This is a genomic window from Wocania arenilitoris (assembly GCF_021728535.1).
Classification (GTDB): Bacteria; Bacteroidota; Bacteroidia; order Flavobacteriales; family Flavobacteriaceae; genus Wocania_A; species Wocania_A arenilitoris.
In genome coordinates, this window is sequence record NZ_JAKKDU010000002.1 from 188624 (window position 1) to 209937 (window position 21314).

At 31.8% G+C, this 21314-nt stretch carries 16 protein-coding genes; 11 read left to right on the top strand and 5 right to left on the bottom strand.

Annotation, left to right across the window (positions count from 1 at the left end):
• Positions 1–14 precede the first annotated feature (14 nt).
• The 8 genes from L3X37_RS02175 (at position 15) to L3X37_RS02220 (ending at position 7804) form a co-directional block, all read left to right on the top strand.
• A complete protein-coding gene (locus L3X37_RS02175; RefSeq protein WP_237238536.1) occupies positions 15–944 on the top strand; it encodes a mevalonate kinase family protein in 930 nt (309 codons plus the stop codon).
• A gap of 101 nt (positions 945–1045) precedes the next feature.
• Complete coding sequence (locus L3X37_RS02180) at positions 1046–1948, top strand: geranylgeranylglycerol-phosphate geranylgeranyltransferase (RefSeq protein ID WP_237238537.1); 903 nt, start codon at positions 1046–1048, stop codon at positions 1946–1948.
• A gap of 293 nt (positions 1949–2241) precedes the next feature.
• The gene (locus tag L3X37_RS02190) at positions 2242–3084 is read left to right on the top strand and encodes a pseudouridine synthase (protein ID WP_237238538.1); all 843 of its coding nucleotides are present in this window, start codon (positions 2242–2244) and stop codon (positions 3082–3084) included.
• A 764-nt stretch (positions 3085–3848) separates the two neighbouring features.
• Positions 3849–5294, top strand: a complete 1446-nt coding sequence (locus L3X37_RS02200; protein WP_237238539.1) for a type III PLP-dependent enzyme domain-containing protein — start codon at positions 3849–3851, stop codon at positions 5292–5294.
• A 4-nt stretch (positions 5295–5298) separates the two neighbouring features.
• A complete protein-coding gene (gene speB / locus L3X37_RS02205; protein WP_237238540.1) occupies positions 5299–6237 on the top strand; it encodes an agmatinase in 939 nt (312 codons plus the stop codon).
• A complete protein-coding gene (locus L3X37_RS02210) occupies positions 6227–7201 on the top strand; it encodes a deoxyhypusine synthase family protein (RefSeq protein ID WP_237238630.1) in 975 nt (324 codons plus the stop codon). The genes speB and L3X37_RS02210 overlap by 11 nt, the downstream gene beginning before the upstream one ends.
• A gap of 31 nt (positions 7202–7232) precedes the next feature.
• The gene (locus L3X37_RS02215; protein WP_237238541.1) at positions 7233–7565 is read left to right on the top strand and encodes a hypothetical protein; all 333 of its coding nucleotides are present in this window, start codon (positions 7233–7235) and stop codon (positions 7563–7565) included.
• Between the two features lie 17 nt (positions 7566–7582).
• On the top strand, positions 7583–7804 hold the full coding sequence (locus L3X37_RS02220) for a hypothetical protein (protein WP_237238542.1): 222 nt from the start codon (positions 7583–7585) through the stop codon (positions 7802–7804).
• A gap of 8 nt (positions 7805–7812) precedes the next feature.
• Here L3X37_RS02220 and L3X37_RS02225 read toward each other — a convergent pair whose 3' ends face one another.
• The gene (locus L3X37_RS02225) at positions 7813–9195 is read right to left on the bottom strand and encodes an MptA/MptB family glycosyltransferase (RefSeq protein WP_237238543.1); all 1383 of its coding nucleotides are present in this window, start codon (positions 9193–9195) and stop codon (positions 7813–7815) included.
• 172 nt (positions 9196–9367) lie between these two features.
• On the opposite strand from L3X37_RS02225, the gene L3X37_RS02230 reads away from it, so the two are divergent.
• Positions 9368–10801: a sulfatase gene (locus L3X37_RS02230; RefSeq protein ID WP_237238544.1), complete on the top strand. Its 1434-nt coding sequence runs from the start codon at positions 9368–9370 to the stop codon at positions 10799–10801.
• Here L3X37_RS02230 and L3X37_RS02235 read toward each other — a convergent pair.
• The 4 genes from L3X37_RS02235 to L3X37_RS02250 all read right to left on the bottom strand — a co-directional run bounded on the left by L3X37_RS02235 (position 10779) and on the right by L3X37_RS02250 (position 16306).
• A complete protein-coding gene (locus tag L3X37_RS02235; protein WP_237238545.1) occupies positions 10779–13517 on the bottom strand; it encodes a carboxypeptidase regulatory-like domain-containing protein in 2739 nt (912 codons plus the stop codon). The two genes, L3X37_RS02230 and L3X37_RS02235, sit on opposite strands and share 23 nt — an antisense overlap.
• 40 nt (positions 13518–13557) lie before the next feature.
• On the bottom strand, positions 13558–14370 hold the full coding sequence (locus L3X37_RS02240) for a GLPGLI family protein (RefSeq protein WP_237238546.1): 813 nt from the start codon (positions 14368–14370) through the stop codon (positions 13558–13560).
• 87 nt (positions 14371–14457) lie between these two features.
• Positions 14458–15327 (bottom strand): GLPGLI family protein, encoded by an 870-nt coding sequence (locus L3X37_RS02245; RefSeq protein WP_237238547.1) that lies wholly within the window; start codon positions 15325–15327, stop codon positions 14458–14460.
• A 370-nt stretch (positions 15328–15697) separates the two neighbouring features.
• A complete protein-coding gene (locus L3X37_RS02250) occupies positions 15698–16306 on the bottom strand; it encodes an RNA polymerase sigma factor (protein ID WP_237238548.1) in 609 nt (202 codons plus the stop codon).
• Positions 16307–16448: 142 nt separating this feature from the next.
• On the opposite strand from L3X37_RS02250, the gene L3X37_RS02255 reads away from it, so the two are divergent.
• On the top strand, positions 16449–17633 hold the full coding sequence (locus L3X37_RS02255; protein WP_237238549.1) for a FecR family protein: 1185 nt from the start codon (positions 16449–16451) through the stop codon (positions 17631–17633).
• Positions 17634–17863: 230 nt separating this feature from the next.
• Positions 17864–21289 carry a SusC/RagA family TonB-linked outer membrane protein gene (locus L3X37_RS02260; protein ID WP_237238550.1) on the top strand — a complete coding sequence of 1142 codons (3426 nt, stop codon included), beginning with the start codon at positions 17864–17866 and terminating at the stop codon, positions 21287–21289.
• The last annotated feature ends 25 nt before the right edge of the window (positions 21290–21314 follow it).

Consider the following 21314-nt stretch of genomic DNA (forward strand, 5'->3'; position numbering starts at 1 on the left):
TTTAGAAACGTTACATGAAAGGACCTCTTTTTTACTCAAAAATATTACTCTTTGGAGAGTATGGCATTATTAAAGATTCTAAGGGTTTATCTATTCCTTATAACTTTTATAATGGCGCTTTAAAGATGGATGATAATACTTCTGAAAGTGCTAAAATTTCTAACGAGAGTTTAAAAGAATTTGTTATTTATTTAAGTAAAATAGATAACAAATTAGTAAGCTTTGATATCGCAGTATTAAAAAAACATGTTGATGAAGGAATGTATTTCGATTCGTCAATTCCTCAAGGTTATGGAGTAGGTAGTAGTGGTGCATTAGTAGCTGCTATTTACGATAAATATGCTCAAAATAAAATTACGGTTCTAGAGAATTTAACCAGAGAAAAGCTTCTCAAGTTAAAGTCTATTTTTTCTGAAATGGAATCATTTTTTCATGGAAAATCTTCTGGTTTAGATCCTTTAAATAGCTATTTAAGTATTCCTATTTTAATCAATTCGAAAGATAATATAGAAGCCACAGGTATTCCTTCGCAAAAAACTGAAGGTAAAAATGCCGTATTTTTATTAGACTCTGGAATTATTGGAGAAACAGCTCCAATGGTTAGTATTTTTATGGAAAACATGAAACAAGAAGGTTTCAGAAAAATGCTTAAAGACCAATTTATTAAGCATACTGATGCTTGTGTTGATGATTTCTTAAAAGGTGATATTAAATCGTTATTTAGTAATACCAAACAATTGTCAAAAGTGGTATTAAATCATTTTAAACCTATGATTCCTAAACAATTTCATGACCTTTGGAAAAAAGGGATTGAAACTAACGAGTACTATTTAAAACTATGTGGTTCTGGCGGTGGCGGTTATATTTTAGGTTTTACTAAAAATATAGACATTGCTAAACAATCATTAAAAGATTATAAGTTAGAGGTGGTTTACAACTTTTAATTAGATCTCTCAACTCCGATTAATCGGATTGAGTATCCGCTGAAATTGTCATTCTCGCGAAGGCGGGAATTTAAATAAAAAGAGTTCCTATTATTTTTCAGATGTTATCCAGAAGACAGAAACATATACTATTAAAATTCTTCAGTATGTTTTCTGTAGTTCGTGGCTACAATATTTTAGTTATTGTAATTGCACAATATTTAACAGCTGTTTATATTCTTGCTCACGATAAGTCTGTTAAAAGCGTTATTTTTGATATTAATTTACTCATGTTGGTTTTAGCATCGGCAGCTACTATTGCTGGCGGTTATATTATTAATAATTTTTACGACTCAGAAAAAGATTTAATCAATCGCCCTCAAAAATCGAGACTTGATAGATTAGTTAGTCAAAACACAAAGCTATCATTTTACTTTGTATTAAATTTTATGGCAGTTATAATGGCTAGTTATGTGTCATTTAAACCAGTTTTATTCTTTTCACTTTACATATTTGGGATTTGGTTTTATTCACATAAATTAAAAAAACTCCCATTTATAGGAAACTTAACTTCTGCCATTTTAACTATTACACCGTTTTTTGCCATTTTTATGTATTATAAAAATTTTGAAACTGTCATTTTTGTACATGCCTTGTTCCTATTTTTAATTATATCAATGCGTGAGCTCACTAAAGACTTGGAAAATATTAAAGGTGACTTACTTTTAAATTATAAAACAATACCTATTACCTACGGAGAAAAAGCATCAAAAGTAATGCTAACAGCATTAGCTGTATTAACCCTAATTCCTAATTACTTACTAGTAAATCGTTTTGAAATTGGTTATATGTACATCTATTTTTATTTGTGTGTAGTATTACTAATAGGTTTTTTATTGTTGCTGTGGAAATCTAAAACAAAAACACATTACCTTATACTTCATAACATTTTAAAATTTATAATTTTAGCAGGTGTTTTTAGCATTATTTTAATTAATGTAAATTTAGTATTAAACAGAATCTAATAGGATAATATTTTAAAAACAGTAATAGCTCAAATTTTTCCAGCATGAATAATACTATTTCAAATAAGAAATGATATAAAGAAGTCTTAATAATTTATTCAATTGATTTTAATAGGATATAAGAAGGAGCACCAGAATTTAATCCTGTAGGGCATTATTATCGTCCTGATGTAACTAAATTATCTGTAAATAGAGAACGCCCATCTACCGTTAATTTTAATGATTAAAAACAAATTCTAATCTTAAATCGTCAATCTTAATTTTAACTATATCTTTGCAGCAAAATTAAAACAATGAGTAAGCAACAAGGTGGTCATAGAAAAGAGAAAACTAAAGTTGAAGCTTCTAAAAAGAACTTCAAAAAAAGTTATGGTAAAGGCAATGCATCTTATAAAAAAACCGAATCTAAACCAAAAAAACCTTCTAATCCAAATGAGATTCGCTTAAACAAGTACGTCGCAAATTCAGGAATGTGTTCGCGTCGTGAGGCAGATGTGCATATTGCTACAGGCTTAGTTTCTGTTAACGGAAAAGTAATTACAGAAATGGGTTATAAAGTTAAGCTAGGTGATGAAGTGCGTTATGATGGTGCGCGTATAAACCCAGAAAAAAAAGCTTACGTATTACTTAATAAACCTAAAGGATTTGCTACAACAACCAGCGAAGGTAAGGGGCGTACAGTTATGGATTTGGTTGCTAATGCTACAAATTCGAATATTAAACCAATTGGGCGTTTAGGTAGAAATTCTAAAGGGTTGTTACTTTTTACTAATGATGATACTATTGTTAGTAAATTTACAAATTCTAAAAATGGTGTGGCGCGTTTGTTTCATATTGAACTAGATAAAAATTTAAAGCTTGAAGACTTAAAAAAGATTGAAAAAGGTTTTAAAGTTGATGGAAAATTAATTGCTGTTGAAGAAATTAGTTATATTGATGGTGCATCAAAAAAAGAAATAGGTCTTAAAATTAAAAATACCGGAAACACTATTCTTCGTACTATTTTCGATTATTTAAGCTACGATATAATTAGTATAGACTGTGTAGCCATTGGACATTTAACTAAAAAAGATATACCACGCGGGCATTGGAAACATTTAACAGAGCAAGAGTTGAATATGCTTAAAATGCTTTAGGTTTTTTTAAACTCGCCAATATACCATAAAAATACCTGATGGATCGTGTACAAAATATTCATTTCCCCAATTGTTATAATGAATTTCTGAAATTCTAACCCTTTTATATTTGTTATTTAAGTTTAGTTTTTTTAAATTTTCTACTTCTAGAAAAACATAGTGTTATCAACCCAGTCTTTTGCATAATAACCTTGTAGATAAAATCCAAAATCTTCTTGTTTGAAATAGGACATTTTATCTAAAGTCTTAGTTTCAGTAAATCCAAAATCTTAATAAAAAGCTCTTGATATATTGTATTATTTGGCACCAATAAAAGCTCTTGTTGATTTGATTTGTTGTGTCATGATTGATTAATTGATTGTGATTTTTTAAGAAGAATGAAGATAAATAGATAATAATTATAAAAGCAGCGTTTTAAATAAAACCAAAAAAAAATCTGAAAATGTTTGGCGTATTAAAAAATAAATTACTTTTGCTTACCTTTTTTTGAGCAAGAACATTAGGCTTAAAGAAATAGCTGAACAAATTGAAACCTGTTTCTATGTTCGGGCTTTTGAAAATTAGGAAGTCATATTCAAAAGCAGCTTTCAGATTAAGCAACCGAATTTTAAAGCTAACTTCCGTGTCTCCAATATATGCTATACAGTATGAATATGCTTTTGTGCCTACAACTTGCAAAGCTTTTCGTATTTGATGTTTAATTGTTATTACCGTAACCTGTAGCTAATAAACAATTTGCATTTTTTATTTTTTAAATAAACATTTTGAATACTAAATATATTGATTTAATCAATCAGACTTTTGATTTTCCACAAGAGGAATTTAAAGTTGATAAAGGGCAGTTATATTTTCATGGGATTGATTTAATGCAACTTACAAGACAATATGGTGCGCCTCTAAAATTTACCTATTTGCCACAAATATCGAACAATATTAATAGAGCAAAAAGGTGGTTTACAAGTGCTATAGAAAAGTACAATTACAAAGGCAACTATAACTATTGTTATTGCACAAAAAGCAGCCATTTTAAGCATGTTTTGGATGAGGCTTTGAAGAATGATATACATATTGAAACATCTTCAGCTTTTGATATTGATATTGTTGAAAATTTAAAGGCTGAAGGAAAAATTAGAAACAATACCTATGTAATTAGCAATGGTTTTAAACGTGCGCAGTACATTACCAATATTGCACGTTTAATAAATAATGGACATAAAAATACTATTCCAATTATTGATAATTATGAGGAAATTGATTTGCTTTCACAAGAAATCAATGGTAAATTTAATCTTGGAATTAGAATAGCATCAGAAGAAGAACCAAAATTTGAGTTTTATACCTCGCGTTTAGGAATTGGCTACAAAAACATTGTCCCGTTTTATAAGAATCAGATTGCTAATAATGAAAAGGTAGAACTTAAAATGTTACACTTTTTTATTAATACCGGCATTCGTGATAATGCATATTACTGGAACGAGCTGCTGAAATGTTTAAAGGTGTACACGAGTTTAAAAAAGATTTGTCCGTCACTGGATAGCTTAAATATTGGCGGTGGTTTCCCAATAAAAAACTCGTTAGGTTTTGAGTTTGATTATGAATATATGGTCGATGAAATCATAAATCAAATTAAATTAACCTGCGAAGAAGAAGATGTTAAAGTACCAAACATTTTTACAGAATTTGGAAGTTTCACCGTTGGCGAAAGTGGTGGTGCCATTTACGAAGTATTGTACCAAAAGCAACAAAACGACCGTGAAAAGTGGAACATGATAAACTCTTCGTTCATTACCACATTGCCTGATACTTGGGCGATTAACAAGCGTTTTGTTTTGTTGGCGGTAAACCGCTGGCAAGATAGCTATGAGCGTATTTTACTAGGAGGTTTAACATGCGATAGTGACGATTATTACAATAGTGAACAACACATGAATGCGATTTACCTGCCAAAATACAATAAAGATAAACCATTGTATGTAGGTTTTTTTAATACTGGAGCCTACCAAGAAACCATTGGAGGTTTTGGTGGGTTACAACACTGCTTAATTCCATCACCAAAGCATATTTTAATTAATAGGGATACCGATAGTAATTTAATTACAAGTGTATTTAGCGAGCAACAAAAAAGTGAAGATTTACTAAAAATATTAGGTTACGAGAAACAATCAAGGGCTATTGAGTCAGAAGATTTAGACTTAGCTAATTATAATTAATACAATGAACAATAAAACATATGCTGGAATTCCTGAGGAATTCGCAAAGTTAGAACAAGCAAAAATTGTTTTAATTCCCGTGCCTTATGATGGTACTAGCACATGGCAAAAAGGCGCCGATAAAGGACCAAAAGCATTCTTAGAAGCTTCAGAAAACATGGAACTTTACGATATTGAAACAGATACTGAAGTTTATCAACAAGGGGTGTTTTTAGCTGATGCAGTTACCGAAAATGCATCGCCAGAAACCATGGTTGAGGCCGTACATCAAATCACAAAAAAGTATATCAAGAAAAATAAATTTGTTACCATTTTTGGTGGTGAACACTCCGTTTCTATTGGTACTATACGTGCATTTAATGAGATGTATCCTAGCTTAACAGTGTTACATATTGATGCGCATGCCGATTTACGAGAGTCGTATGAAGGTTCTAAGTGCAATCATGCTTGTGCGGTTTATGAAGCGAACCAAAATACAAATCTAATTCAAGTAGGGATTCGTTCCATGGACATCATGGAAAAAACGGTTATGGACAAAGAGAAAACTTATTTTGCTCATGATATGGCTGTGGATGATACTTGGATGGATTCGGCTATCGATCAGATGACAGATAATGTGTTTATTACGTTTGATTTAGATGCTTTTGATCCTTCTATTTTGCCAAGCACCGGTACACCAGAACCTGGAGGTTTGTTATGGTATGAAACGTTGGAGTTTTTAAAGCAAGTATTTGAAGAAAAGAACGTAGTAGGTTTTGATATTGTGGAATTATGCCCGAATTCAAAAGAAAAATCATCAGACTTTTTAGCTGCTAAATTGTATTATAAGATGCTAAGTTATAAGTTTATGAATGATAATATCGATGATGACTTTGATAATAACTATGAAGCAACCCAAATCAAAAAGAATACCTTAAAATTTACTGAAAATGATAACTACTAAAGGTCCAATTTCACAATTTATTGAGCAGCATTATTTACATTTTAATGCAGCGGCTTTGGTTGATGCAGCTAAAGGCTATGAAGCGCAACTAAATAATGGTGCTAAAATGTTGGTGTCTTTAGCAGGTGCTATGAGTACTGCGGAGTTAGGGAAAAGTTTTGCAGAAATGATTCGTCAAGATAAAGTGCAAATTATTTCCTGTACAGGAGCGAATTTAGAAGAAGACATCATGAATTTGGTGGCACACTCGCATTACAAACGCGTACCTAATTATCGTGATTTAACACCTCAAGAAGAATGGAATTTGTTAGAAAAAGGGTTAAATAGAGTTACAGACACTTGTATTCCTGAAGAAGAAGCCTTTAGAAGACTGCAACAACACATTTTTGAAATTTGGAAGGATACCGACATAAAAGGCGAACGTTATTTACCACACGAATATATGTATAAAATGTTACTATCGGGTGTTTTAGAACAATACTATGAAATTGATTTAAAGGATTCTTGGATGTATGCTGCTGCGGAAAAGAATTTACCAATAGTGTGCCCAGGTTGGGAAGATAGTACTATGGGAAATATTTTTGCAAGTTATGTGCTTAAAGGCGAATTAAAGGCAAGTACCATGAAATCGGGTATTGAATATATGACGTTTTTAGCAGATTGGTATACCGAAAACTCATCAAAAGGCATAGGTTTTTTTCAAATTGGAGGCGGTATTGCTGGCGATTTTCCTATTTGCGTTGTACCAATGTTATACCAAGATATGGAGCGTACAGACACACCATTTTGGAGTTATTTTTGTCAGATAAGTGATTCCACAACAAGTTATGGCTCCTACTCAGGAGCAGTTCCAAATGAAAAAATCACTTGGGGAAAACTAGATATTGATACCCCTAAATTTATTATAGAAAGTGATGCAACTATTGTTGCGCCTTTAATTTTTGCTTATCTTTTGGGCATGTAAATTGACCAAATCAAAAAAAATTACACCAACCATGAAAAATAGAAATGATAATTTGAAACGTGTCATTGTAGATTTTAAAAAATTAACACCAGAGATTCTTGCGCTTTTAGTTGAAAAGTATCCTGATGGGTATGACGACGATCATATTATATCGTTTAGAAATCAGCATAATGAACTTATAGAAGCTGTTGAAGTTGTTACTGAAGATACCAAATACTTGGTGAAAGTAAGTACCAAATTAGAAGTGACTATGGAGAATTATGATGTAGATGATTATGAAGATTTTGATGACGATGATCCAGAAGCGGTACAGCCTCCAAATATAGATGAGAGTGCTGATTCAGAAGACGATAACGATGATTAAAACATAGTAATAATAATATGAGAACAGCTGTTTTTAAGTCCTACAAAAACGGTTATTTTATCTTTTGGTTTGAAAACGGTGAAGAGCTAGCATTTGAAGAAGTGCATCCTCGCGTTTTAAAACAATTCGATTTAAAAAACAATAAAGAATTTAAAGATAAAGAGTTTCGAATAACTTTTGTAGAAGACGAAGATGGAGAAGATGTTATTTACCGAGTTGAAAGTTTGAAACCTCTTTAATAATTTTTTTAAAATTCCTTTAAAGTCTTTGGTGTTTTTATAAACACCTCCCAAATAAATACACTGTAAACAATACCATATTCTAAGCCTATTATCCATAAATTTTCAGATTTATCTGCTTTATCAATATTTAAATATGCTAAATAGCTTAATATAATTACAAAGCTCCATACCAACGGAAATTTATATTTTGTAAAGACTGATAATATCAATAATGTTGCAATATACCAAGGGTGTACCGTTGTAGCTGTAAAATAATAAAAAGACAGTACGAGTAACATTGCGGTTATTAATTCAATAGTCGTTTTGTTCCTTCTAAAAAAGGTTATAATCAATACGAAAACAAATACTATAATAGGTGTTATTTGCCCTATAATGGCAATTTCGTTGTAGCCTCTAAAAGTATACCCAATGGCTCTGGCGATGTAGTAAATGCTCGCGTTAAACTCAAAATTTTTAAACCAAAGCGCAACAGTTTCAGTATAGTTATTTATAAATTCAGAAGAGTAAAAAGGAAGAAATAATACAATTGTTGTTATGCCTACAATAACATAAAACGAGATTAAATGTGTTATCTTGAGTACACCAGAGATATCACGCTTATTAAACCACTGAAAAAATAAAGGTAGAAATATTAATGGTATTAATTTAACGGAAACTGAAAAAGCAAAAGCTACCGCAGCAAGTTGCCATTTACCAATGTGCAATAAGTACAAACTCCATATTAAAAAGAAAATCATCACTCCTTCAAAATGAAGATTACCAGTTAATTCAATAATTATAAAAGGATTTAAAATATACCAGAAAATACGGTAAGTTGGCATGTTTAGATTTGTGAGCAATTTTTTTCCGAAGTAAAGTGTGCCAAAATCTGCAACAATAATTAATAAACGCATTACCATTACCGAGCCTAAAATACTTTTCCCAGAAAACAGTCCAGCAATTACAAAGCAGAGTTGATTAATTGGGGGGTAATTGGTAAAATGGCTTGCATTTAATATGCCCATCCCTTTATATAGTTCTTTTGCTTGAGCCACAGGGAACTCGCCGTTACTAATAAAAGATTCAACCGTAAATAAATAAGGGTTAAAACCTTCTAATAGCATTCTACCATCCCAAATAAATCGATAAAAGTCTTGAGATAAATGGGGTATTGCTAAAATAAAAACAGCTCTAAATCCAAAAGCTAACCAAGTTAAAAGTTTAATGTTTGTTTTTAAAAGTTTTACTAGTTTAAAAAGTAAAAAGCATAAAGCAGTATAAAGCGAAACCAATTTTATATAGTCTGTACGTACTAAATCGTAAGCAAAAGATATATAAAACAGCAGGCTTGCAAATACTAAAAGCAAAGGTGTTTTATAGAGTTTAAAAAGAGTAGTATTTAAAAACATGAAGTAAATATAATGTTAATTGTTTGTCTCGCCTTAACTAGATAACTTACTTCTATTTTTTGGTTGTTAATTTTTATTTAATCATTGCATTTAGTTAAATTTGTTAATCTAGTTTACGGTTTTAATTAAAACTATTAAAAGAGATTAATTGCATATAGCATACTAATTTATTATGAGAAATAGAAAATTAAGGTTTATTAATTGTTTAATTTTGCTGGTCTTTGTTGCTGGTTGCCAAAAACCACAACAAGTAAAACAACCCAACATACTTTTAATTTGTGTTGATGACCTTCGTCCCGAATTAAAAAGCTTTGGTGCAGACCATATAATTTCTCCTAATATCGATAAGCTTGCTAAAAAGGGTGTTGCTTTCCAGAGTCATTATGTTAATTCTCCCAGTTGTGGACCATCGCGCTACACTTTGTTAACAGGCAATTATGGTACTCCAAATAATAACGCTCTTTTTTTAAGAGCACAGCAAATAACCAACGGGCAAACCGTTAATCAAAGTATGCCAGAGTGGTTTAAAACTCATGGTTATACTACAGTTTCGGTGGGTAAAGTCTCGCATCACCCAGGAGGGAGAGGTGGATTAAATTGGAATGATAGCACTAATATTGAAATGCCAAATGCTTGGGATAGACACCTTATGCCTGTTGAGAAATGGCAACATCCACGAGGAGCGATGCACGGATTAGCTTATGGTGAAATTAGAGTTAATGCAAGCGAGATGGATGTGTTTCAATCTGCTGAAGGGCATGATGATATTTATCCCGATGGAGCCATTACTAACGTAGCTTTAAATGAATTAAAAACATTGACTGCTGATAACAAAAAGCCATTTTTTCTTGCCGTTGGTTTTCTTAAACCTCATTTACCTTTTGGTGCTCCAAAAGCATATTTAGATAAGTATGAAGATATCGAGTTTCCTGAAGTAAACCATAATCAAAAGCCTATAGGGAGAACCACTTGGCATAAATCAGGTGAATTTAATCAATATAATAAGTGGGATAAAGACCCGAATACTGATAGTGAGTTTGCAGAAGAGATAAGACGACATTATGCTGCATGCGTTAGTTACGCTGATGCTCAAGTTGGAAAAGTTCTTGCAGAATTAAAACGCACTGGAGCAGATAAAAATACTATAGTTGTACTTTGGGGAGACCATGGTTGGCACTTGGGCGAACATGCTATTTGGGGAAAACATAGTTTATTTGAAGAGTCTTTGCATGCGCCACTAATAATACACGACCCAAGAGTAAAACAAAATGGTTTTAAAACGAATGCCATGGTTGAAACTTTAGATATTTTTCCAACCTTATGCGATTTGACAGCTATAGAAAATCCTAAATTCACTAAAGGGGTGTCGTTAAAAGATATTTTAAATAAACAAGATACTATAGGGCATAGTGTATTGGCTTATAAACCGGGAGCTAAAACGTTAAGAACCAAAACCCACCGATTAATATTGCATAATGATGGATTTGTAGAGTTATACGATCATACAACCATTGAAAAAGAAACTAAAAATATAGCTGATAAATATCCCGAATTAGTTAATAAGTTAATTGATGAATTACGCGCTAAATTTCATAACGAATTCTAAAAGTAACAAATCGTGGTTGAATAAAAGTTTCAGAATTAGATACCGAAAGGTTACCTGCGCTGTTTCTTACTCGAGAATCAATGTCTAATAAATTAGTTGCTCTAATTTCGTATTCCCATTTTGCATCTTTATCTTTTCTGTAGGCTAATGAGGCATCCCATGTTTCAAAAGTTTGTGCTGGTTGAGCGTCGCTACTTTGTCTGTTATAGGTGTATTCGGTTTTAAAAGTAACAGATTTCCATATGTAAGCATCAAAATCTATAGATGGCGCATTAGTAATAAATTTTGTTGAACTCGTACCCAAATTGTTATTAGATATACTATAATTGTACCTTACTCTTACATTTGGTGCAACTCTAAAATTAGTACGTAATTCGGGTCTGTAGCTTTGTGTATATCGTTCGTTTAAAGACTGTCGCCCTTGTATAAACTGATTAATTTTAGAGTAATTGAAATTAGAAGATAAGCTTGCTCTTATTTTACCAAAAGTACGCTGAAATCTACCAAAAGCTGATACACTTTCGTCTGCAAAATTTGAATTAAAAAAGGAACTCGTTCGTATTACATTTTCAAAATCTGTAAGGCCTCTAATTTGATCGATGTTTTTGGAGTAGGCAACACGCGCAAAAACATTAGTGTAATTAAATAAATTAAAACTGCTGTAAAATAAATTCACATTATGTGACAAAGAATTTTGCAAATCGGGTTCACCAAATTGAATACTGTTAAAATTGTTAAATACTAAGCCTTGAGCTAGACGTGTAACATCAGTAAATTGATTTTGCATATTGTAACGCAAGGTTAAGCTCTCACTCTTTTTAAACTGAATTCGGGTTTCGAAATCTGGTAAAAATCTAAAAAAGTTGTCTTTAAATGTTTCTCCAAATTGGCTGTTTTTGTTACCATAAGCATGCACAGAAAACCCAGGAGTAATGGTGAATTTACCTGTTTTTAAAGTATAATGGGCGCCTAAATAAACATCACTAAAATTATAATCGGTATCATTTATCGCTAGTCCGTTATTAAAATTTGGAGTTGGATTAAAAGTTGAACCATTTTCTAAAAACTGAAAAATATTGGAGTTAAATTGCTGATTGCTTAAAATAGTACCTAGGGTTAAGTTGATATTACTTTTTGAGTTAAGTATATTGTAATAATCTAGTTTAGCATCAAGTTGACTAGATTTAATTCGCCTATTTTGGGCAAAATTGTAATTATCTAGTGTAGTATTAAAACCCATTGCTTCAGCTGTAGTATCAAAGGCATCTCTATCGTCAGGGTCTGTTTCATTATTATTGTTTGGGTCGTTACCAAGCAAAGCATTGTAAAATGGATCTTCGTTTTTTAGTAAATGTTGTGCTTCAAAAGCAAAAATATTGGTTTCGTTAAGGGTATAATAATAGTTTAAATTTTGGTTTAAGCTAAAAGGTGTTACTTCATCTAATTGACTAGTACTTCCAATAACTGAAGATATTACACCTTGATTTTGCACGTCTTTAGAAAAACGTCCTAAAACATCATAATCAAGCTGGTTATTAAAATTTGGCTTGTAAGATGCACTTAATTTTGCTAAACCTTGAGTAGAACGCTCTTTACTGTTCTGCTCGGTGGCTTCGTCTGGAATACCTAAATCAGCATCCGTATATTGAACAAAACTGGTTTCTCTTGATAGAATTCTGCTACTATTAAAAATGGCAAATCCACTTAAATCTAAAGCCTTATTGGGCGAATAACTAAAATTAGTAGCTGCTAATTTGTTTTCAATTTCGAGTGCGTTATTTTGATTTGTTAAAAAGTTAAGACTGTTATCTCCTAAATTAATACTGGTACCGCTACTTCTACTTGGTGCTCTAAAACCACCTCCAAAACCACGAAGATCTCTTCGGGTTATAGCAAGCTCTCCTATGTTATTTAAATCGCCAATAAAATTAAGACTAAATTTAGGACTGTAATAAAACAATTTGGGTTGTGCTAAATATAATTCGCTATCTGGAGATGCGCCACCTCCGCCAGTAATATTACCAAACCAAAAGTTTTCTTTTCCTTCTTTAAGCTTTATGTTTATGGCAACATTATCTTGATTATTAGTAACACCACTTAATTGGCTAACTTCAGAAAAATTTCGTAGTACTTGTACTTTGTCTACAGCATTTGATGGTATATTTTTAGTTGCTAATTTGGTATCCCCATCAAAAAAATCTTTACCATTAACCATTAATTTGTTTACTACTTTACCTTCAACTTCAATTTGTCCATCGTCATTAATTTCAACACCAGGTAATTTTTCTAAAACATCTTCAAGTTTACGTTCAGAACCATTTTTAAATGAATCAGCATTATAAATTAAGGTGTCACCCTTAACTGTTATAGGCATTTCGTATGTAAGTTCTATTTCGTCTAAGGTGTTATCTGCAACCATGGAAACATCTTTAGTAATATTAGTTTCTTTAGTTGCAATAGTTTCTTGATGTGTTTTCATACTTATATAGCTTACCTGTAAACTATAATTGGTGTTTTTCTTTAAATTTAATTTATAGCGGCCTTGATCATTGGTAATGCCATAAGACTCTAACGCCTTAGTTTCTTGATTAATGGCAATAACATTTGCTAATTCTAGCGGATTACCGATACTATCTTTTACTACACCTTGAAGTTGAATTTGTGCGTAGTTAAAACTGGATACGCATAAAAGGGCTATAAAAATAATTCTTTTCATTGTTTTGATTGATTTGTGTAACTTGATATAGATGAGCGCTTTAACGTCTTCGTCTTCCTCTGTTATCTCTGAATTCTGTCATTTTTTTTGTTATAATTTCTTTATACTCATTACGAGTTACTTGTTGTCCTTTTTCTGGAGCTTTTATTTTAGTTTTTTCTTTAGGATTCATTACAATTTTTGAACAAAGTATAGTAGTGCTGCCGTCATTAATTTCAAGAATTAACCCAGGTAGTCCCCAATATTCTCCGGGGCCTTGACTAATTGGTATTTGTGGTGTGTACCAAGCTTCAATTTGTGCCATTTCTACTTCATTTTCATTTGAATCATTATTATTTCTTATTTGGCTCCATGAAAAAACATACCATGAAAGTTGGGATTTTGGAATAGAAGCTGTCGCTTTAAAACACATATATTGTCCTATTTGCTTTGTTTCGTTTTCCATTTTCCACTCAATAATTTGCATTTTATCTTTAACTAAAAATTGCTTACCATAAAATTCTTGACTTTGTAAGAACGTATTCGTTTTTATATTTTTATACTGATTGCCTGCTGTAAAGTTTTTACCCCAAGAATCTGTTGCTCCAGAGATAGCGTCTAATTTATCTTCTTCTTTATACATAGACTCTTCTTTGTTAAACGATAGAACATAGGTTTTTTCTAATCTGTTTTTTAAACGCGCTTCTACTTGCTTTTTTTGTTGCTCACTTAACCTTGCTCCCCAGCTTCCCAAATCCATAGGTGTTTTTGAAAAATAATAAGCTTTACCTTGAAATTCTTGAGCATTAATCGTAGTGCTACATGTGGATAAAATTAGTAACGTAATTGTTAATTTGTTTAAAAGTGTTTTCATTGCCAATAATTTAAATGATTATTTTGTTCAATAAAAATACTAAATAATTAAACAAAAAGATGATTTATTCTCATAGATAAGTGTTTGTTAAAATCTTCCGCCTCTTCTTCTACCTCTACTTTCTCTAAATTCTGTCATTTTTTTGGTTATAATTTCGTTGTATTCTTTTTTTGTAACAACTTCGCCTTTTTTCGGAGCTTCAATTTTTGTTTTTTCTTGAGGATTTATTATAATTTTAGAGCAAAGCATGGCGTTATTTCCTGCGCTTACTTCTAGTATTAAACCTGGTAATCCCCAATAATCAGAGGGTCCTTGGCTTACAGGTATTTGTGGCGTATACCACGCTACAACATCAATCATTTCAACCTCTTTATCTTCTTTTTTTTCAGTTTTTGATGCAATAGAGTCTTTAATTTTTAATGAATCGGGTTTAACTTCAGTATTTCTTCTTCTAGGAGAGAAATCAACTTCTGTTGAAGGTTTTTTAGCAGTAGCCTTAAAACATAAGTATTGGCCAATTTGTTTTGTTTCTGTACCCATTTTCCATTCTAAAGGTTGCATATCTTCCTTAATTAAAAATTGTTTACCAAAAAACTCTTGGTCTTGCAAAAACACACGTTCTTTTATGTTTTTATACTGTGGTCCAGGAGAAAAACTGCTCCCCCAAACACTTGGTCCTCTTCCGCCAACAGGCGATGATAATTTTTCGTCTTCTTTAAATATAGATTCCTCTTTATTAAATGTTAACACATAGGTTTTTTCTAACCATGATTTCATTCGCTCTTGCATTTGTTTTTTTTGTTGCTCACTCATCTGCCTTCCTCCTCTATTAAAGCGACTCATATCCATAGTTGTTTTAGAAAAATAGTGTGCTTCACCTTGAAATTCTTGAGCATTAGTTGAAATGGTAACTAATATGATTAAGCATAGTAAATAAAATTTAGTGCAAGTTTTCATTGTGGAGTTTTAAACGGTTAAAGTATTAACAAGCATAGTTAATTATGTCTTGTTAGACCACAATATTAGCTCAAGGTTTAAGGCTAAGTTGTTAATTTAAAGTTAAAAATTAACAGCCAATTCTAATGTGAACTTGCAACAAAAAATTGGACATTTAGTTAAGAGCCTATGTCAAAATAATATAAACTTGACTAAATTTTTGTCATGGACTTAGAATTATTTGTTAAAAAAATCTTACTGATTTTTAACAGGTGCGTCGTTTTCTCGAAAAACTTAACGCAATATGTAAACTACCGATTCTTAATTGACTATATAGATTTAAAAATAGGTCACAAGTTAGAATCATTTAACTTAGAGAAGTTTAACAAAATTAAATATTATAGTTAAAAATATTTTTTCTGGACAGAATTAAAAAGAAAAACAAGTGTTTAAATTCATTTTTTAGTTTAACCCGTAAAATATCAAAAGCTTTAGTCATTTGTCTTTCCACTGTTTTTATCGAAACTTTCATATAAGTGGCAATTTCTGAATTAGATAGACCTTCTTTTTTACTTAGTAAAAAGGTTTCTTTGCATCTTTTTGGTAATTTTTCAATTTCCAATTGTATTAGGCTTATTCTTTTTTTTAGTAATTCTTCATCGTGGTTTTCTACAATAGCGTTTAAAGATTGAATATACCTTTCTTCATAAGCTAAAGACCTTCTTTTTTCTTTTCTTTGCTCATCAATAAATTCATTACGAACAGATTTGTATAAAAAATCTTTTATAGATCTAATGTCTTTTATCTCTTTTCTTTTTACCCATAAGCGTATAAAAACATTTTGTACAATATCTTTTGAGGTGTCATGATCATGGCAGAGACTACTTGCATAAGCACAAAGAGGCTGATGAAAATTATCCATTAAATAGTCGAGTGCCTTTTCATTACCATTAGATAACTCTTTTATTAAGATTTCGTTATTCAAAAACAGCGTCCTCATTTTTTTGTGTTAGTAATGTGAGTAATGTAAGTATAATTAGGTGCAATTTAAAAAAAATATATAAAAATTGTTGGGGTGTTAAAATTTTGAGACGTCTTTAAGATATAAGATTTAAATTAATTTAAAAACAGAGTTTAGTGTAATGATAGATGAGGAAATTAAAATTATTATAACAAGGTGTTTAACCAATACTGATTCAAAGCCTGATAGAGAAAAGCTTAATAAGTGGTTAAATGAACCTGAAAATCAATCTATATTTAATGATTTTATTGAAGCTAACTATATAGTTAATTATGGTGTTGGTGAATTCAATACGGAAGCAGAAAAACAAAAAGTTTTTGACTTAATTCGAGAAAACCAGACTAAAACAAATAAAAATAGATTCCGCAGAATTCTCAAATATGCAGCTGTTTTTATAGGATTAATAGGATTGAGTTATGTGTATATTGAATTAAGTAATGGAGTTAATTCTATTAACGATCCTGAAATTTTAGATATAGATTTAGTTAATGAAGTAATAGTTGAGCCAGGTACAGATAAGGCAATATTAACTTTAGGAGATGGCTCTCAAGTTGCTTTGGAAAAGGGAACTGCTTATCAAACAAAAAATACCGTTAGTGATGGTGAAAAAATAGTATACAAAGATCAAAAAGAAAGAAGTAATATTCAAGAATACAATTTTTTGACAATACCACGAGGTGGGCAATATTTTGTAGAACTATCTGACGGAACTCAGGTTTGGCTAAATTCAGAATCTCAAATAAAGTTTCCTGTTAATTTTATCGAAGGTGAGACTCGAATTGTTGAATTGATTTATGGTGAAGCTTATTTTGATGTCTCGCCTAGTTATTTGCATAAAGGGTCTAAGTTTAAAGTTATTAATCAATTCCAAGAAATTGAAGTTATTGGAACTAAGTTTAATGTTAGTGCCTATAAAGATGAATTGGATATTTATACGACTTTAGTAGAAGGGGTTGTTAAAGTCGATAATGGAGTATCTAATCAAAATTTAGAGCCAAATCAACAACTAGTTTTAAATAGAGATAATAATTTATTTAGTTTAAAACAAGGAGTAGATGTTGAAAGTATAGCGTCTTGGACGAGAGGTGTTTTTAGCTTTAATGAAGGAAAGTCGTTAAAAAATATTATGAAGGTAATTTCTAGATGGTATGATGTAGATGTAGTATTTATGGATAAAAATTTAGAGTCTGTAAGGTTTAAAGGAATACTAAAAAAGCAGCTAAGTATTGATGAAGTCTTGTCAATAATGAAATCAAGTACAATAAATAGTTATGAGTTAAAGGATAGAACAGTAATCCTAAGATAAAATTGATAAGATGTCTCTTTACCTGAAATAATTTAGAACCAGAGAGATGTGGTTTTTGAGGAGAAGAATACTAAAGAATAATAATTAACTAAATAAAATAAATATATGGGATAAAAAAACTTTAAAAAAAATGAGGACGAAGTTTAGACCTGTCAAAGCATTAAACTACATCCTCTTAACTATTACTTATTAATTAAAAATGTTTAACTAACAAAATAATTAACAAATTTATGGAAATTAAATTAACCAAAGGCACTTTATTAATTAGAAAAGTGTTTTTAAAAACTATTATGAAACTATTTATTTTCTTGTTTTATGCAACAGTTTTTGCTTTTACTCCAAGTGAATTGGTGTCTCAAAATGTAAAGGTAAAAATAGATAAAAACGAAACTTTGACTGTTGATGAAGTTTTTAAGATTATAATGGACCAAACTGATTACGTCTTTTTTTATGAGGAAGGCATGTTCAAGGACTTTCCTCTTGTAGATGTGAAAAAAGGAACGGTTCGTGTAAACAAGTTATTAATTAATAGCTTGTCGAAAGAAAATTTAGAGATTGAAGTAACAAAGAATAATGGTATAATTATAAAAGATATACCAACTGAAGATATAATTCAATCTACCATTAGCGGAACTATATCTGATGAAAGTGGTGTTCCTTTAGCAGGTGCTAGTATAATAGAAAAGGGTACTACTAATGGGGTAACCAGTGATTTTAATGGAAACTTTGTTATCGAGTCAATTGGGCAAGATGTAATATTGGTTGTTTCTTTTATAGGTTATACAACTAAAGAAGTTCAAGTTACTGAATTAACAAATCTTAACATTGTTTTAGAGGAAAGTGCTACCGGTCTTGATCAGATTATAGTGGTTGGCTATGGTTCCCAAAATAAAAGATCGGTTACCTCAGCTATAGCGACCCTTAATTCAGAAGACTTAGGAGAAAACACAAATGATTCTTTTACAAGGGCATTGTCTGGTAAAGTTACAGGTGTGCAAGTCCAGCAAACAACAGGGGCACCAGGTGGAGCTCTTAAAGTTCGTGTTAGAGGGACGGGATCTTTAAATGCTAGTAATGATCCTTTATATGTAATTGATGGGATTCCGGTCGAAAACTCGAATTTTGGTAATGGGGCAAACGATGACCGTAATAATATTGGTTTTAATCCGTTGTCTACGCTTAACCCTTTTGATATTGAGTCCGTTCAGGTATTAAAGGATGCTGCTGCCTCAGCTATTTATGGTTCAAGGGGAGCTAATGGAGTTGTTATAATTACGACTAAACGAGGAAAATCAGGTAAACCTCAATTTAGTCTTACTACTTCTATGGCAACGCAATCGGTTCATAATAAAGTAGATTTATTATCTGGAGATCAGTTTTTAGATTTTTTGAGAGAATCATGGACCAATGCTGCGGCTACAACCAAACCTGGGTTACCAATGTTAGGCTTTCTTAGTGATGAAAGTCAATATAGAGGGGTTAACACTGATTGGCAGGATGTGATTTTCCGTTCGGCTATTGTACAGAATTACCAGCTATCTGTATCTGGTGGAACCGATAAATTCCAGTATTTTGTTTCGGGAGGTTTTCTTGATGAAGAAGGGATTATTATTGAATCTGGTTTTAAAAGGTATTCTTTGCGGGCTAATTTAGATGCCCAGTTAACCGATAAGTTAAAATTTGGTGTTAGTATTACTCCTAGTTTTACTTCTACAGACGAAGTAAAGGCTGAGGGGCATTGGGCAAGTGGGGGTGTAATACTTTCCTCATTAATTGCTCTTCCATTTTTACCTCCTAATGCAAGTACAGAAGATTTTGTAAATAGCCAGCCAGATTATGTTTGTTGTGGTACACCTAACCCGGGAGTCATAGCTCGTGAAAGGGAAACTAATAGCACGGCAACTAGGTTGTTGTCCAATGCCTTCTTGGAATATGAAATTGTTAATGGATTAAAAGCAAAGACGAGTCTTGGTTTTGATTATATAGATTTTGAAAGAAATGATTTTCAACCAGCAATTACTAGAAGGAATAATAATAATACAAGCGCAACAAACGAAAAAACAGGTCAAAGAAGTTGGTTGTTGGAGAATACGTTAGATTATAATCAGTCTTTTGGAAAGCATAATATAAATCTACTAGGAGGATTTACCTATCAAGAATTTAGAAGCCAAAACATATTTCTTGGAGCCGATGGTCTTCAAAACCCATCTTTAAGAACTATTACATCAGGTGACTTTGATAAGCTTAATCAGGCTGCATCAAATATAAGTGAATGGAGCTTGGTCTCTTTGTTGGGAAGATTGAACTACTCTTTTGATAATAAATACTTGTTATCGGCAGCGATTCGTCGTGATGGTTCTTCAAGATTTGGTGGCAATAACAAATATGCTTCGTTTCCATCCTTATCTCTAGGTTGGTTGGTTTCAGAAGAAAACTTTTTAAAGGATTCGGAAAAAATTAACTTATTAAAATTAAGAGCTAGCTATGGTGAGACAGGAAATAACCGGATTGGTAATTATGGCTCTGTGGGCTTGTTGGGCGGAGGAGCTAATTATGTTTTGGGTAGTGGAAATGGAACTAATATTGGAGGATTGGCACTTAACAGTATAGCAAATCCAGACTTAACATGGGAAACTACTAAACAATATGGTGTTGGACTAGAACTAGGTTTGTTCAACAATAGAATAGGTCTTACGGTGGATTATTTTAAAAGTAGAACCGAAGATTTATTACTTCAAGTTCCTATTCCCGCTACCACAGGTCTTACAAGTTCTCTTCAAAACTTGGGAAAAATTGAAAATAAAGGATGGGAATTTTTACTCAGTACAAAAAATTTTGCTAATGATTTTGTATGGGAAACAGATTTTAATATCACCTTTACAAAGAATAAGATTCTAGAACTTGGACCTGAAGGTGATCCTATAAGATTTGGTAGTGGTCGTGGTAATGTTTTTTTAAATGAAATTGGTGGTGAGTTAGGGGCGTTTAACGTGTACAAGCCTATTGGGATTTTTCAAACTCCGGAAGAAGTTAACAATAGTGCTACTTTTCCTCGTCCTACATTTCCTGGTGATGTTAAGTACCAAGATACTGATGGAGATGGAGTTATTACAGATGCTGATAGAGTTGTTGTTGGCAGCAATAGGCCTGATTTTGTATGGGGTATTACTAATACTTTTAGGTATAAAAATTGGGATTTAAGTGTTTTGATTAATGGTACTCAAGGAAATTTAATACATAATGTTCAGGGAGCGTTTACCTTAGGTTTGCAAGGATACATGAACCAATACGCTAGTACACTTGGTCGATGGAGATCTGCCAGTCAACCAGGAGATGGCAGAACTCCTCGTGCCACTTTTGATACAACAGGTAACAATAGTATAGCAGAAACAGGATGGTGGATAGAGGATGGTTCTTTTATACGTATTCAGAATGTTTCCCTAGGCTATAACTTCTCGCCTTCTGTTACTGAGAAACTAGGACTTAGCTCATTTAGGCTTTTCTTGTCTGGTAACAACCTAGCTACTTTTACAGATTATCAAGGGTATAATCCTGAAGTAAGTTATGCAGGAGGAAGTCCTTTGTCTGCTGGAGCTGATTACGGTACTTACCCATTAGCAACAAGAATTACATTAGGACTAAAAGTTGGGTTCTAGTTTAAATTTTAATTTTTTAAAAAAT

What these genes read in the sequence shown, in the direction of transcription:
- L3X37_RS02175 (WP_237238536.1), top strand. Translation starts at nt 15, where the DNA reads ATGAAAGGACCTCTTTTTTACTCAAAAATATTACTCTTTGGAGAGTAT.
- L3X37_RS02180 (WP_237238537.1), top strand. Translation starts at nt 1,046, where the DNA reads ATGTTATCCAGAAGACAGAAACATATACTATTAAAATTCTTCAGTATG.
- L3X37_RS02190 (WP_237238538.1), top strand. Translation starts at nt 2,242, where the DNA reads ATGAGTAAGCAACAAGGTGGTCATAGAAAAGAGAAAACTAAAGTTGAA.
- speB (WP_237238540.1), top strand. Translation starts at nt 5,299, where the DNA reads ATGAACAATAAAACATATGCTGGAATTCCTGAGGAATTCGCAAAGTTA.
- L3X37_RS02215 (WP_237238541.1), top strand. Translation starts at nt 7,233, where the DNA reads ATGAAAAATAGAAATGATAATTTGAAACGTGTCATTGTAGATTTTAAA.
- L3X37_RS02220 (WP_237238542.1), top strand. Translation starts at nt 7,583, where the DNA reads ATGAGAACAGCTGTTTTTAAGTCCTACAAAAACGGTTATTTTATCTTT.
- L3X37_RS02225 (WP_237238543.1), bottom strand. Translation starts at nt 9,195, where the DNA reads ATGTTTTTAAATACTACTCTTTTTAAACTCTATAAAACACCTTTGCTT.
- L3X37_RS02230 (WP_237238544.1), top strand. Translation starts at nt 9,368, where the DNA reads ATGAGAAATAGAAAATTAAGGTTTATTAATTGTTTAATTTTGCTGGTC.
- L3X37_RS02235 (WP_237238545.1), bottom strand. Translation starts at nt 13,517, where the DNA reads ATGAAAAGAATTATTTTTATAGCCCTTTTATGCGTATCCAGTTTTAAC.
- L3X37_RS02240 (WP_237238546.1), bottom strand. Translation starts at nt 14,370, where the DNA reads ATGAAAACACTTTTAAACAAATTAACAATTACGTTACTAATTTTATCC.
- L3X37_RS02245 (WP_237238547.1), bottom strand. Translation starts at nt 15,327, where the DNA reads ATGAAAACTTGCACTAAATTTTATTTACTATGCTTAATCATATTAGTT.
- L3X37_RS02250 (WP_237238548.1), bottom strand. Translation starts at nt 16,306, where the DNA reads ATGAGGACGCTGTTTTTGAATAACGAAATCTTAATAAAAGAGTTATCT.
- L3X37_RS02255 (WP_237238549.1), top strand. Translation starts at nt 16,449, where the DNA reads ATGATAGATGAGGAAATTAAAATTATTATAACAAGGTGTTTAACCAAT.
- L3X37_RS02260 (WP_237238550.1), top strand. Translation starts at nt 17,864, where the DNA reads ATGGAAATTAAATTAACCAAAGGCACTTTATTAATTAGAAAAGTGTTT.